The organism is Miltoncostaea oceani (assembly GCF_018141545.1).
In the GTDB taxonomy this organism is placed as follows: domain Bacteria; phylum Actinomycetota; class Thermoleophilia; order Miltoncostaeales; family Miltoncostaeaceae; genus Miltoncostaea; species Miltoncostaea oceani.
Window position 1 is genome coordinate 1,876,097 of record NZ_CP064356.1, and the last position, 12,691, is coordinate 1,888,787.

The window sequence follows — 12,691 nt, forward strand, 5'->3', positions numbered from 1 at the left end:
GCCGGGGGCGCACGGCGGGCGCGCCGACGTCCCCACTACACTGACCGGATGGCCCCGAGACGTCCCGTGCCCACCAACGCGATCCGCGTCGTGGGGGCCCGCGAGCACAACCTGCGCGACGTCTCGGTCGACATCCCGCGCGACGACCTCGTCGTCATCACGGGCCTGTCGGGGAGCGGGAAGTCGAGCCTCGCGTTCGACACCCTCTACGCCGAGGGCCAGCGCCGCTACGTCGAGAGCCTGTCCGCGTACGCGCGCCAGTTCCTCGGGCAGATGGACAAGCCGGACATCGATCACATCGAGGGCCTGTCGCCCGCGATCTCGATCGACCAGAAGACCACCAGCCGCAACCCGCGGTCGACGGTGGCGACCGTCACCGAGATCTACGACTACCTCCGCCTCCTCTACGCGCGGGTCGGGGAGCCGCACTGCCCGATCTGCGGCCGGCCCATCACGGGGCAGACCGTCGAGCAGATCGCCGACCACGTCCTCGCGCTGCCCGAGGGCACCCGCTTCATGGTCCTCGCGCCGCTCGTCCGCGGACGCAAGGGCGAGCACCGCGACGTGCTGGAGAGCATCCGCGCGGAGGGGTTCTCGCGGGTCATGATCGACGGCGAGGTCCACACCGTCGACGAGCTGCCGGCGCTCGACAAGAAGTTCAACCACACGATCGAGGTCGTCGTCGACCGGCTCGTGATGCGCAGCGACCTGCGCCGCCGCCTCACCGACAGCCTCGAGACCGCGACCGGCCTCGCCGACGGCCTCGTGCGCATCGAGGAGGTGCGCCGCGACGACGCGACCCCGGGCTCGTGGACGTACTCCGAGCGGTTCGCGTGCCCCGAGCACGGGGCGTCGCTGCCGGAGCTCGCGCCCCGGACGTTCTCGTTCAACTCGCCCCACGGGGCCTGCCCGACCTGCACGGGGCTCGGCTTCCGCCCCGAGGTCGACCCCGAGCTCGTCATCGACCCGGAGCGCAGCCTCGCCGAGGGCGCCGTGCTGCCGTGGACGGACCGCACCACCGACTACTACGACCTCATGATGGACGCCGTCTCCGAGCAGCACGGCATCGACCTGAACACCCCTTGGCGGAAGCTCCCCGAGAAGCACCGGGCCCTCATCCTCGACGGCCCCCGCCGCCGCGAGCGGGTGTTCCTCAGCGCGCGGCGCAAGGGCGGGAGCTGGGGCTGGTTCGAGGGCGTCATCCCGCAGCTGCGCCGCCAGCACACCACGTCGATGTCGATGGCGGTGCGCGACAGCGTCGAGCAGTTCATGTCGCTGCGGCCGTGCCCCTCCTGCCACGGCGCCCGGCTGAAGCCCGAGGCGCTCGCCGTGACGGTGGCGGGCCGCAACATCCACGAGGTCACCCTCCTGTCGGTGAGCGACTCGCTGGCGTTCTTCTCCCAGCTGGAGCTGTCGACCACCCAGGCGTTCATCGGCGCCCGGATCATCCTGGAGATCACCGAGCGGCTGCGGTTCCTCGACGACGTCGGCGTCGGCTACCTCGACCTCGCGCGCGCCGCGGGCACCCTGTCCGGCGGCGAGGCCCAGCGGATCCGCCTCGCCACCCAGATCGGGTCGGGGCTCGTCGGCGTGCTCTACATCCTGGACGAGCCCTCCATCGGCCTGCACCAGCGGGACAACCGCAAGCTGATCGGCACCCTCGAGCGCCTCCGCGACCAGGGCAACACCGTCCTCGTCGTCGAGCACGACGAGGACATGATCCGCAGCGCCGGCCACGTCATCGACATGGGCCCCGGCGCCGGCACCCACGGCGGGCGCGTCGTCGCGCAGGGCAGCGTCGCCGACCTCGAGGCCGAGCCCGCCTCCGTCACCGGCGCGTTCCTGTCGGGACGCCGCGGGGTCCGCGTGCCGGCGACGCGCCGCGAGGCGCGCGGCTGGATCACCGTGCGCGGCGCACGCGAGCACAACCTCCGCGGCATCGACGTCGGGTTCCCGGTGGGTGCGCTCACCTGCGTCACCGGCGTCTCCGGGTCCGGCAAGAGCACCCTCGTCAACGAGGTGCTGCTGAAGGCCCTCACCGGCCGGCTCGGCCGGCGGCCCCGCCGCCCCGGGGCCCACGACACCATTGAGGGCCTCGAGCACATCGACAAGGTCATCGACATCGACCAGTCGCCGATCGGCCGCACCCCGCGCAGCAACCCGGCGACCTACACCGGGCTGTTCGACCACATCCGCCAGCTCTTCTCCAAGACCCAGGACGCCCGGTCCCGGGGCTACGGCCCCGGCCGGTTCAGCTTCAACGTCAAGGGCGGGCGCTGCGAGGCCTGCAAGGGCGACGGCACCATCACCATCGAGATGCACTTCCTGCCCGACGTCTACGTGCCCTGCGAGGTGTGCGGCGGCAAGCGCTACAACCGCGAGACCCTCGCGGTGCGGTACGGCGGGCGCACCATCCACGAGGTGCTGGAGCTGAGCATCGAGGAGGCCGTCGGGGTCTTCTCGGCCGTCCCCAAGATCCACCGGCGCCTGCAGACGCTCCACGACGTCGGCCTCGACTACGTCCGCCTCGGCCAGCCGGCGACGACGCTCTCCGGAGGGGAGGCGCAGCGGGTGAAGCTCGCGACCGAGCTGTCGAAGGTCGCCACGGGCCGCACCCTCTACGTCCTCGACGAACCCACCACGGGTTTGCACTTCGCCGACATCGAGAAGCTGCTGGAGGTCCTGCAGCGCCTCGTCGACCAGGGGAACACCGTCGTCGTCATCGAGCACAACCTCGACGTCATCAAGTGCGCCGACCACGTCATCGACCTGGGGCCCGAGGGCGGGTCGGGTGGCGGGTCGCTGATCGCGTCGGGACCCCCCGAGGAGATCGCCGCGACCCCCGGGTCGCACACCGGCGAGTACCTCCGCCCGATCCTGCTGGCCGCACCCACCGAGGAGCGGCTGGTCGGGGCGGGCGGTCGATGACCACCGGGGCCCGCGCCCGCGCGCAGTTCGGCGCCGAGACCGACGACGGGGGACGGTTCGTCCGGCAGGGGAGCCGCTTCCGCGACCACGTGACGGCCGACGGGTCGTCGGGGTTCATGGCCGCCCCGGGCCGCTACCACCTCTACGTGTCCCTCGCGTGCCCGTGGGCGCACCGCACCATCATCGTGCGCCACCTCAAGCGGCTCGAGGACGTCGTGACGATGTCCGTCGTCGACCCGGTCCGCGACGGGCGGGGCTGGGCGTTCCGGCCGGGCCGCGGGCACGGCCCCGACCCCGTCAACGGGTTCGCGTTCCTGTCGGAGGCCTACGCGGCCTCGGACCCCGGCTTCTCGGGGCGCGTCACGGTGCCGGTGCTGTGGGACCGCGAGACCGGCCGGATCGTCAACAACGAGTCCGCCGACGTCATCCGCATGCTCAACAGCGCCTGGGACGAATGGGGCGACGCCTCCGTCGACCTCTACCCGGCGGACCTGCGCGACGAGATCGACGCCGTCAACCACGTCGTCTACGAGACCGTCAACAACGGGGTCTACCGCGCCGGCTTCGCGACCACGCAGGAGGCGTACGAGGAGGCCTTCGACGCCCTCTTCGCGACGCTCGCCGACATCGACCGCCGCCTCGGGTCGCAGCGCTACCTCGCGGGCGACCGCATCACCGAGGCGGACTGGCGGCTCTTCACGACGCTCGTGCGGTTCGACGCCGTCTACGTGCTGCACTTCAAGTGCAACCTGCGGCGCATCGTCGACCACCCGAACCTCTGGCCGTACCTGCGCGAGCTGTACCAGGTCCCCGGGGTCGCGGAGACGGTGGACATGGACCACATCAAGCGCCACTACTACCTGACGCACGACTCGATCAACCCGACCGGCATCGTCCCCAGGGGACCGGAGCTCGACCTCACGCAGCCGCACGGCCGCGGCTAGACCGCCCGGATGCTGGCGCTGGCGCTCGGCCTCGTGTCGAGCGTGTCCTGGGGGATCGCGGACTTCCTCGGCGGGGTGGCGAGCCGCCGCGCCGCCGCCCTCACCGTCGTCGCCCTGTCGCAGGGCGTCGGCCTGCTGCTCGCCCTCGTGGTCGTCGCGGCGACGCGCACCGGGCCGCCGCCGGCCGAGGACATGCTGCTGGGCGTCGCCGCCGGCATCAGCGGCGTCATCGGCCTCGTCGCGTTCTACCGCGGCATGGCCGTCGGCAGCATCAGCATCATCGCCCCGATCAGCGCCCTCGGGGCGCTCGTCCCCCTCGCCGTCGACCTCGTCGCGGGACGCACGCCCGGCACCCTCGCGCTCGTCGGGATGGTCGTCGCCCTCGCCGGGGCGAGCCTGGCCGCCCGGGCGCCGGGGCCGGCGTCGCGGCGCGGGATCGGCCTGGCGCTCGTCGCGGCGGTGGGGTTCGGCGGCTTCTTCGCCCTGCTCGGCGAGGCGGCGTCCGAGAGCGCGCTCTGGGGCCTCACCGCCGCGCGCCTCGGGTCGGTCCCGCTCGCGCTCGCGGCGATCCTGGTGGTCGGCCCCGGCGTCGCCCTCGCCGGCCGGACGATCGCGATGGTCTGCGCCGCCGGGGTCCTCGACGCGAGCGCGAACATGCTGTTCGCCCTCGGCAGCCAGCGGGGCCTGGTCTCGGTCGTCGCCGTCGTCGGCTCCCTCTACCCGGTGATGACGGTGGTGCTCGCGGGGTCGCTCCTCGACGAGCGGCTGAGCCGCCTGCAGGCGGCCGGGGCGGTCCTCGCGCTCGGCGGGGTGGTGCTGATCGCCGCGGGCTGAGGGGGGACGGACGACCCGGGGGGCCGGCCGGCGGGGCTCGGCTAGGCTGGAGGACGGGGCGGTTCCGCTCCACCGGAGAGGAGCACCCCGTTGGCCGAGATCCGCCCGTTCCCACGCCGCCCCGGCCCCGGCCGGCCACGCGCGTCGTGGCTCGTTCCCGCCGCCGTCGTCGTGGTCGCGGCCCTGGTGGTCGCCTACATCGTCCTGCGGCTCTGGGCGCACATCACGATCTCCTCGGCGTTCTTCGACGCCCTCGGCATGGGCGGCGCGTACTCGACGCTGATCCGCACGTCGTTCCTCCTGAGCGCCGCCGGCGTCGTCGGCGCCCTCGTGCTGGCCCTCCCGCTCGGCCTGGTCCTGGGGCGCCGCGTCGGGCTGCTGCCCGTCCGCCGCATCGGCTGGATCGCGGGCGGCGCGGTGTTCGTGATCGGGCTCCTGGTGCTGGTGCCGTCGCTGATCGGCCAGCGCGACGCGCTGCTCGCGGCGGGTGAGGCGGTCCCCTTCGGCAAGACCGACCCGGTCTTCGGACGGGACGTCAGCTTCTTCGTCTTCACCGCACCGGTCGTCGCCGACCTGGCGGGACTCGCGCTCGGGGCCCTGATCGTCCCCCTCCTCACCCTCGCCGGGGTCGTCGTCTTCGCGACGGCCGTCGAGGGGCCGCTCGGCGTCGCGCAGCGCCTGCTCTCCCGCGCGGGCACCCTCGCCGCCGTCTACGGCGGCCTCGCGTTGATCGCCCTCGCCGTGCTCACCTGGTTCCGGCGCTACGAGGCCGTCCACACCGGTGGTGAGCTGATCGCGGGCGCGGGCCGCGCGACCCGCGACGTGGGGATCCCCACCACCACCGTCGCGGCCGTGGTGATCGGCCTCCTCGGCGTCGCGCTGTTCGCGCTGGCCTTCGCGCCGGTGCGGCGCCGCCTCGCCGGCACCCGCACGATGACCATCATCCGGGCGGGCATCGTCGTGCTCGGCGTCGTCGTCGTCGCCCTCGTGGTGCTGGCGACGCCGTGGTGGCTGGTGCTCGTGATCCCGCTGATCCCCCTCGCCCTCGCGGCCCGGCCGACCGGCCAGCTCACCCGCGCGGTCAACCAGCAGGCCGCGCAGGCCCTGCGCGGCAACGACGCCCCGCTGCGGATCCCGACCTGGGCCTACGGCGCCGCCGCCGCCGGCCTGTCGGTGGCGCTGCTGATCCTCGCCCCGATCGGCACCGCGATCTACGACGCCGTCGGGCTGCGCGGCTCGACGCTGCAGGTCGAGCGGGAGAACATCCAGGCGACCCTCGAGTCCACCCGCACCGCCGCGGGCCTGGACGGCATCGAGACGTCCCGGGCCGAGTACCGGCGGGGCGGGGTGAGCCGCGAGGCGATCGACGCCGCCCCCGCGTCCGTCGGGTCGCTGCGCTTCCTCGACCTCGAGGCCGCCCTCGCGGCGTGCCGCCGCCTGCAGGCGGTCAACCGCTACTACACGTGCCAGGACGCCGACCTCGACCGCTACGAGCGCGACGGGCAGAAGCAGACCCTGTTCGTGTTCGGCCGCGAGGTCGACTACGGCGCCATCGCCGACTTCCAGCGGCGCCACTTCTCCTTCACCCACGGGCGCGGCATCGCGATGGCCCCCGTGAACCAGATCGACGCGTCCGGCCGCCCGTCGTTCGTGGTCGGCGGGCTCCCCGTGCGCGGGCTCGACCCGGCGCTGGAGCGCCCCGAGATCTACCACGGCGCCCAGCCGGACATGCCGTTCGCCGTCGTGAACACCGACCAGCCCGACGGCTTCACCGACGAGCGCCCGCCCACCTGGGAGGGCGCCGGCATCGACGTCGAGGACAACCGCCTCGCGCTGACCCTGGAGCTCGGCGGGCTGCCGTACCTCGGTGGCGGGCGGCAGATCTGGAACGCCCTGTCCCGCGTCGAGACCGCCGACGCCCAGCTCCTCATACACCGCGACCTGACGAGCCGCCTCGACCGCCTCGCCCCGTTCCTCTCGCTCGACGACGACCCGTGGTTCGTCGCCGAGGGCGGCCGCATGTACGTGATGCAGAACGCGTACACGCGGACCGACCGGTACCCGTACGCCGCGCAGTTCGACGGGACCTCGTACCAGCGCCACGCGGTCACCGCGGTCATGGACGCCTACTCCGGCGAGACGCGGCTGTACGTGATGGACGAGGAGGACCCCGTCATCGCCACGTGGCGGGCGGTGTACCCCGAGCTGTTCACCGACCGCGCCCAGATGCCCGCCGGCATCGCCGCCCACCTGCGGTACGGCGAGGACCAGTTCGACTACCAGGCCGCGGCGCTCAACCGGTTCCACGTCACCGACGTCGACCGCTTCTTCGCGAACGACGACGCGTGGGCGTCGACGGTGGAGACGACCGGCCGGGGCACGGAGGGCCGCCGGATCATCTCGCCGGCCCGCTACAGCTACGCCGTGCTGCCGGGGGAGTCGGAGGAGCGCTTCCTGCTGTTGCGCTACTTCAAGCCCGCCACGGAGGGCCGCGGCATCGCCTTCTCCGCCTGGCTGACCGCCGAGAGCGAACCCGACCGGTTCGGTCAGCTCCGCCTGCTGCGGTTCGACGTGGCCGAGGACGCCCTCGACTCGGTCGACACGTTCGTGGCCAGCGTCGCCCGCGACTCGGAGCTCTCGGCCCAGATCGGCCTGCGACGCGACCAGGTCCTCCGCGGCAACACGATCGTCGTGCCGATCGGGGAGGGCCTGCTCTACGTGCAGCCGCTCTACCTCGACACGTCCGCCGACAGCCTGCCGACGCTGTGGCAGGTCGTCGTCTCGCTCGGCGACGGGCGCATCTACTCCGGCTCGAGCTTCCCGCAGGCCCTGGAGCGCGCGCTGACGGCGCAGTCCCCCGGCGGGGGCGGAGCGGCGGGGGAGGGCGACGGCACCGGACCCCCCGAGGCCCTGCCGACCGACGTCCGGGAGCTGGTGCGCCGTGCCGGCGCCGCCTACGACGCCTACCGGACGGCCTGGAACGCCGGCGACTACGAGGAGGCCGCCCGGCGCCTCGAGGAGTTCGAGCAGCTCCTGCAGCGGGCGCGGGAGCAGACCGGCACCGGCTAGACATCCCACGGCTCTAGGCGTCAAGCCACGAGGCGGGTTAGCTGCTCGCTGGCGGGCCAGGCAGTCTCCTCTCGGTAGGCCTGCCGTCGATCGAGGCAGGCGTGGAGGATCCCGACCCAGCCGTTGGCGAGCTGGCGAGTGGCCTGTGAGTGGGTCTTACCGCGCGCCCGCAGGGCGTCGTAGTAGCGCCGTGCGCCCGGGCTTGCGTTCAACGAGCTGAAGGCCCATCGCTCGCAGGCATCGGCCAGGCGCCGGTTGCGGGCCACGCGGGCCAGCACCACCCGGCTGCGACCCGATGCCTTGGTGATCGGGGCGGTGCCCGCATAGGCCTTGCGGCCTCTAGCATCGGCGTAGCGGTTCGGGTCATCCCCGAACTCGCCGAGCACCCGGGCGCCGAGCACTGAGCCGAGTCCGGCAAGACTGCGCAGGATCTCGGCGTCCGGGTGACGATCAAAATGCTCACCGAGCTCGTGCTCGAGGGCGGCGATCTGCTGATTGAGCGATACGAGCACCGCCACCCGCGCCGCGCTCGCCGCTGCGAAGGCCTCGGCCACCAGATCGGTCGTCTCGGGCTGCTCGATGCGCAATGCCTGCTGGATCTCGGCCGCCCGCCGCTCCAGGTTGCGCTCCCGGCCGCCGCGCCCAAGCGCCGCGGCGATCTTCGCCCGTGAAAGCCCTCGGGCAACCTGCGGCGTCGGGGCGATGGCGAGGATCGACAATGCATCGGCTGAGCCCAGGTCGGTACTGAACGCCGACAGGGCCCCCGGGAAGTAGTCGCGCAGGGCCGAGCGCAGGCCGCTCACCTGGCGCTGGCGAGTCCAGATCAGGCCCTGATGGGCGCGGGCCAGCACCCGGATGGCGCTCGCCTGGTCCGAGTCGCCGGCGAGCGGTCGGTGGTTGTGGTGATCGGTGCGCACCAGATCGGCCAGCAGCTTGGAGTCAGCGCCGTCGGATTTCGCGCCTGAGGTCGTGTGGCGATCGCGGTAGCGGCTGACCGCCAACGGATTGAGGCCGTAGACCCGGTAGCCGGCCCCGACCAGCGAATCGACCAGCAATCCGCGATCGACCTCGATGCCGAGCATCACCTGATCGGGTTCGGCGGCGTGATCGGCGATCAGGCCGTGCAGCTCGGCAAGGCCGGACACCCCGACCCCGAAGCGCCCGCGCCCGAGGATCGCCCCTTGCTCATCCATCACCGCCACGTCGTTGTGGGCCTCGGCCCAGTCGACGCCCACGAAGATCACGATGCGCCTCCTCTCGGAACAGACCCTCTGTGCTCCCGAGCCTGAGAGGCCCGCGGCGACCTAATGGATCAGTGCTCGTGTCGGCACGCCATCCCACCAGCCGTCTGACCCCTCGCCGACCGGCAGGGGCACGCTCTAGCCGTAGGGCTCGAAGGCCCAGGACACAGGAGTGCTCACCCACCGGCGGCTCGGAGGATCAGCCTCTCCTACGAGACCGACCCAGCGCCATTAGGACCCGGGTCGCGGCCCCGCCCGGGGGCCGCGACCCCCGCATCCACGGCAGATCCATACGTGGCCTTGGGCGATTCCTTACCCACCTCGGCCTACCGTGGGATGCATGGATGGACACCGGTTCACACCCCCCTCGGGCCGCCGCTCCCACGAGCGCGACGCCCAGGTCCGCGCGGTCACGCGGATCACCCGCGGCGTCGCCGCCGTCGCCGTCCTCGGCACCGCCGTGTTCGGCGGTCTCGCCGCCGCCGCGACCGGGTCGTCGCAGGCGCCACCCGCCGCCGTCCCCGGCGCGACCGCGTCGGCGTCGGCCGCGGCCGACGCGACGGGCGCCGTCATCGCGCCCGCGGCGTCCACGCAGCCGCCCGTCGCGTCGTCGGGCGGGTCGTGACGGTGGCGCCGACCGCGACGACCTCCTTCACGGCCCTCGGCACCACCGCCACCGTCGTCGTCACCGACGACGCCGCGCTCCCCGAGGCGGAGCGCCTCCTGCGGACCGGCCTCGACGCCATCGACCGCGCCTGCAGCCGCTTCCGCGAGGACTCCGACCTCGTCGCCGTGAACCACGCCCGCGGCGCGGAGACGTCGGTCTCCCCGCTCCTGATCGCGGCGCTGCGCATCGCCCTCCGCGCCGCGGAGCGCACCGGCGGCCTGGTCGACCCCACCGTCGGCCGCGCCATGGACGACCTCGGCTACGACCGGGACTTCCGCCTCGTCGGCGGGGCCGGCCCGCGCCTGGCGGTGCGCGTCGTCCCCGCACCCGGGTGGCGGACCGTCCGGGTCGACGAGGCCGCCGGCACCGTCACGGTCCCCCGCGGCGTCGCGCTCGACCTCGGCGCGACCGCGAAGGGCTTCGCGGCGGACCGCTCCGCGGAGGAGATCGCGCGGGCGACGGGCGCCGGCGCCCTCGTGTCCCTCGGCGGCGACATCGCCGTCGCCGGGGACGCGCCCGGCGGCGGCTGGACGGTGTGGGTCACCGACGACCACCGCGACGGACCCGCCGACGGGGCCCCCGGCGAGGCGGTCGCCATCGCCGGCGGCGGCCTCGCGACGTCGAGCACCACCGTCCGCCGCTGGGGCGGACCCGCCGACCCCCGCCACCACATCGTCGACCCGCGGCGGGGCGCCCGGGCCGCGGAGGTCTGGCGCACCGTCAGCGTCGCCGCCGGCTCGTGCGCCGACGCGAACGTCTGGAGCACCGCCGCCATCGTCCGCGGCGAGGAGGCCCCCGACACCCTCGCCGCGGCCGGTCTCCCGGCCCGCCTCGTCCGCCCCGACGGTCGCGTCGTGCGCGTCGCCGGGTGGCCGGAGCCGGTCGCGTGAGCGCCATCGACGGCGGCAGCGCGGTCTGGTACCTCATGCGCGGCAGCGGCGTCGTCTCGCTGATCCTGCTCACCGGCGTGATGGCCCTCGGCGTCGCCACCGTCGGCGCGTCCCGCCTCGGCGCGCTGCCCCGGTTCGCCACCCTCGCCCTGCACCGCAGCCTCGCCCTGATGTCGGTCGTCTTCCTCGCCGTCCACGTCGCGAGCGCCGTCGTCGACCCGTACGCCACCGTCCGCCTCGTCGACGTGCTGGTGCCGTTCGCGGGGCGGGACCAGGCCCTCGCCCTCGGCCTCGGGACCCTCGCGCTCGACCTCGTCGTCGCCCTCGCCGTGACGGGTGCGCTGCGGACACGCATGAACCGGGTCGCCTGGCGTGCGGTGCACTGGTCGGCCTACGCCCTCTGGCCGGCGGCCTTCCTCCACGCCCTCGCGATCGGCAGCGACAGCGCCACCGGGTGGATGCGGATCGTCGCCGTCGGCTGCGTCACCGTCATCGCCGGCGCCGTCGCCTGGCGGATCCTGATCGCCCCCGCCGGCACCTCCACGCCGGCGTCCGCACCCCCGACCCGAGGCCGCCCGTGACGACCACCGCCACCCTCCGCATCCCCCTGCCGCGCGCCCCCGGACGCCCCTCGCCGGTGCGCCTGCTCGCCGACCCGCGCACCCGCGGCGCCGCGCCCGACGCCGGCCCCTGGCTCATCGACGAGGTCGGACGCGCCTCCCTCCGCGGCCGCGGCGGCGGCGGGTTCCCCACCCACCGCAAGCTGGAGGCCGTCGCCGCGGCACGCGGCCGCACCGTGGTCGTGGCCAACGCCACCGAGGGCGAGCCGGTGAGCCTGAAGGACGTGACGCTCCTGCGCCACGACCCCGACCTCGTGATCGACGGGATGCTGGCGGCGGCGGCGGCCGTCGGCGCCCGGGAGGCGATCCTCGTCGTGTCCCGGGGCGCGGGGGACGCCCGGGAGGCCGCCGAGCGGGCGGTCGCCCGGCGGGCGGGCGGGACGCGCCGCGTGCGCCTGTCGTGCGCGGCGGCGCCCGAGCGCTTCGTGATGGGGGAGGAGAGCGCCCTCGTCAACTGGTTGAACGGCGGCCCCGCCCGCCCGACCCTGACGCCCCCGCGGCCGTCCGAGCGGGGTGTGGGGGGACGGCCGACCCTCGTCCAGAACGCCGAGACGCTCGCCCACATCGCCCTCATCGCCCGCCACGGCGCGGACTGGTTCCGCGAGGTCGGCACCGACGCCGAGCCGGGGTCGATGCTCGTGACCGTCTCGGGCGGCGTCCGGGCGCCCGGGGTCCACGAGGTCGCCCTCGGCACCCCGCTCGCGGACGTCGTGGACCTGGCGGGTGGCCCCGTCGCCGGCGTCGGGGGCGTGCTGGTGGGCGGCTACTTCGGCACCTGGCTCGCCGCCCCCGACCCCCTCGCCCTGCCGCTGAGCGCGGCCGGCCTGCGCCCCGCCGGCGGATCGGTGGGGGCGGGCACCATCGTCGTCCTCCCGGCCGACCGGTGCCCCCTCGCCGAGACCGCCCGCGTCGCGACGTACCTGGCCGGGGAGACCGCCGGCCAGTGCGGCCCGTGCGTCTTCGGCCTGCGCGCGCTGGCGGGGGCGGCGCACGCCCTGGCGGGCGGCCACGACGCGGCGGCGGCGCTCCGCGACATGCGCGACCTGCCCGACGAGATCGAGCGGCGCGGCGCGTGCGCGCACCCCGACGGGGCGGCGCGCCTCGCCCGCAGCGCGATCGCCGCGTTCCCCGACGAGGTCGAGCGGCACCTGCGCGGCGAGTGCTCGGCCACCGACCGGCGGCCGCTGCTCCCGGTCCCCGCCGCCCCGACGGAGTGGCGATGACGACCCGCCACATCCGCCTCGACCCCATCGCCTGCGACGGGCACGGCGCCTGCCACGAGCTGCTCCCCGAGATGATCGGCATCGACCGCTGGGGCTTCCCGGTCGTCGACGGCGGGGCCGTGCCCCCGGAGCTGCTGGACGAGGCGCGCCGCGCCGTCGAGATGTGCCCCAAGGCCGCGCTGGTCCTGCAGGCCCGCCGCGAGCGGGGCGGCTGACCGCCCGCACCCCCGCATCCGGGGCTCCCGCCGTCCGCCCCGCTGTCCTACGATCGCGCC

At 74.6% G+C, this 12,691-nt stretch carries 10 protein-coding genes; 9 read left to right on the forward strand and 1 reads right to left on the reverse strand.

Going from position 1 to position 12,691, the window contains the following annotated elements:
• The first annotated feature begins 48 nt into the window (after positions 1–48).
• From uvrA to IU369_RS09600, 4 genes are all read left to right on the forward strand, one after another.
• Complete coding sequence (uvrA, locus tag IU369_RS09585) at positions 49–2,928, forward strand: excinuclease ABC subunit UvrA (RefSeq protein ID WP_217920752.1); 2,880 nt, start codon at positions 49–51, stop codon at positions 2,926–2,928.
• Positions 2,925–3,872: a glutathione S-transferase family protein gene (locus IU369_RS09590; protein ID WP_217920753.1), complete on the forward strand. Its 948-nt coding sequence runs from the start codon at positions 2,925–2,927 to the stop codon at positions 3,870–3,872. The genes uvrA and IU369_RS09590 overlap by 4 nt, the downstream gene beginning before the upstream one ends.
• Positions 3,873–3,881: 9 nt before the next feature.
• The gene (locus tag IU369_RS09595; protein WP_217920754.1) at positions 3,882–4,706 is read left to right on the forward strand and encodes a DMT family transporter; all 825 of its coding nucleotides are present in this window, start codon (positions 3,882–3,884) and stop codon (positions 4,704–4,706) included.
• A 90-nt stretch (positions 4,707–4,796) separates the two neighbouring features.
• Positions 4,797–7,775: a UPF0182 family protein gene (locus IU369_RS09600; RefSeq protein ID WP_217920755.1), complete on the forward strand. Its 2,979-nt coding sequence runs from the start codon at positions 4,797–4,799 to the stop codon at positions 7,773–7,775.
• 20 nt (positions 7,776–7,795) lie between these two features.
• Here IU369_RS09600 and IU369_RS09605 read toward each other — a convergent pair whose 3' ends face one another.
• A complete protein-coding gene (locus IU369_RS09605; RefSeq protein ID WP_217920756.1) occupies positions 7,796–9,019 on the reverse strand; it encodes an IS110 family RNA-guided transposase in 1,224 nt (407 codons plus the stop codon).
• Between the two features lie 337 nt (positions 9,020–9,356).
• Here IU369_RS09605 and IU369_RS09610 point away from each other — a divergent pair, with 337 nt between their 5' ends.
• The 5 genes from IU369_RS09610 to IU369_RS09630 are packed head-to-tail and all read left to right on the forward strand — an operon-like array spanning position 9,357 to position 12,631.
• Entirely contained in the window at positions 9,357–9,641 is a 285-nt protein-coding gene (locus IU369_RS09610; protein ID WP_217920757.1) for a hypothetical protein, read from the forward strand.
• A gap of 2 nt (positions 9,642–9,643) precedes the next feature.
• Positions 9,644–10,573, forward strand: a complete 930-nt coding sequence (locus tag IU369_RS09615; protein ID WP_217920758.1) for an FAD:protein FMN transferase — start codon at positions 9,644–9,646, stop codon at positions 10,571–10,573.
• The gene (locus IU369_RS09620; protein WP_217920759.1) at positions 10,570–11,154 is read left to right on the forward strand and encodes a ferric reductase-like transmembrane domain-containing protein; all 585 of its coding nucleotides are present in this window, start codon (positions 10,570–10,572) and stop codon (positions 11,152–11,154) included. Before IU369_RS09615 ends, IU369_RS09620 begins: the two co-directional genes overlap by 4 nt.
• Positions 11,151–12,416: an NADH-ubiquinone oxidoreductase-F iron-sulfur binding region domain-containing protein gene (locus IU369_RS09625; RefSeq protein WP_217920760.1), complete on the forward strand. Its 1,266-nt coding sequence runs from the start codon at positions 11,151–11,153 to the stop codon at positions 12,414–12,416. The genes IU369_RS09620 and IU369_RS09625 overlap by 4 nt, the downstream gene beginning before the upstream one ends.
• Positions 12,413–12,631: a ferredoxin gene (locus IU369_RS09630; protein ID WP_217920761.1), complete on the forward strand. Its 219-nt coding sequence runs from the start codon at positions 12,413–12,415 to the stop codon at positions 12,629–12,631. The genes IU369_RS09625 and IU369_RS09630 overlap by 4 nt, the downstream gene beginning before the upstream one ends.
• The last annotated feature ends 60 nt before the right edge of the window (positions 12,632–12,691 follow it).